1 protein-coding gene is annotated in these 626 nt (G+C 43.0%); it reads right to left on the bottom strand.

The window, feature by feature from the left end; all coding sequences use genetic code 11:
* Nucleotides 1–22: 22 nt before the first annotated feature.
* Nucleotides 23–493: an IS200/IS605 family transposase gene (tnpA, locus tag LQ229_RS27010; RefSeq protein WP_216539147.1), complete on the bottom strand. Its 471-nt coding sequence runs from the start codon at nt 491–493 to the stop codon at nt 23–25.
* Nucleotides 494–626 lie beyond the last annotated feature (133 nt).

Here is a 626-nt window from a genome sequence, read left to right as displayed (position 1 = left end):
CTTGCCCCTCAAAGGGGCTTTTTTATTTGCCCTTTCCTACCGACTCACCCGTAAACGGGTCGAACAGTTCTTTCATTGTGAGTTGTTCGTAATTCTTATCCTCTGCCAGCTGATTGCGAATGTATTCGGCGATCACTTTCTTGTTTCGCCCTACCGTGTCCACGTAGTATCCTCTGCACCAAAACTGTCGATTCCCATATCGATACTTCAAATTTGCAAATTTATCGAATATCATCAATGAGCTTTTTCCTTTTAGATATCCCATAAACTCCGACACGCTCAGCTTTGGGGGAATACTCACCAGCATATGGATATGATCCGTACATGCCTCTGCTTCCAGAATCTCTACACCTTTTCGTTCACACAACTCCCGTATGATTTTTCCAACTTCTCTTTTTAGTTTTCCATAAATGACTTGCCTACGATATTTCGGTGCAAATACAATATGGTATTTGCAGTTCCATCGTGTATGTGCTAGACTGCTCTTATCCATTCCCTTGTCCTCCTTGATCTCTTTGTAGCGGTTGGCAGACCGGCTACCATTTTATCATGAAGGTCAAGGGATTTTTACTCATAGCTATAAGCTTTCCTGAACCCCCAGTCGAACTGGGGGTTTTCTTGTACAA

It is taken from the genome of Paenibacillus sp. CECT 9249, assembly GCF_918697855.1.
GTDB lineage: Bacteria > Bacillota > Bacilli > Paenibacillales > Paenibacillaceae > MSJ-34.
This window is presented reverse-complemented; position numbering and strand designations above follow the sequence as displayed.